Annotated in this window: 1 pseudogene; it reads left to right on the top strand. The window is 52.9% G+C overall.

Features of this window, described 5'->3' with window-relative positions:
* Nucleotides 1-184 precede the first annotated feature (184 nt).
* Nucleotides 185-505: pseudogene (locus FW764_RS28115) on the top strand (hypothetical protein); the annotation flags it as partial.

Genomic DNA, 505 nt, shown 5'->3' with positions numbered 1-505 from the left:
TGAGATAGCCGGTATTCGCGAGTACGTTACTCGCGAGGATGCTTCGCCGAAGCGCTCAATGATGGTTCCAAACAGAAACAATGCAACAGATGCTCGTGCAGAATGGATGTCGGTGACAAGGGCTCACAAAGTACTTGCCACTGCAACGGGAAACCCGCGATGGCTTTCCGAATTGGCACACTGGATGCGTTACTACCAAGTAGGCATTTGGCAGTTGTTTTTTTGGGCGGGGCAGTTTGACGTTTTGGCTAAAGCCGTAGGTAATGACAGACGCCAACAAAACTACAGCATCCAAACCGCTGCCAACATGATGGCCACCATGGCGATTCTGGGCTGGAAGGAAGCTGTCATCCACCAAGGCTATTTGACCCATGCGGCGCTCAACCGTGGTCATCAACTGGTCATCGAGTATGAAGAGGAGCACCGCCGCGCCCAAGCCTTTATGCTGCGTGTGTTTGCCGATTGGGTGGGCGATGTCTCGCATCAATGGCCTGCTTATGCTTAC

The sequence above is a fragment of the Pseudomonas sp. 1152_12 genome (genome assembly GCF_052850675.1).
The sequence above is the reverse complement of the archived record's forward strand: the minus strand, read 5'-3'. Positions and strand labels throughout refer to the sequence as shown.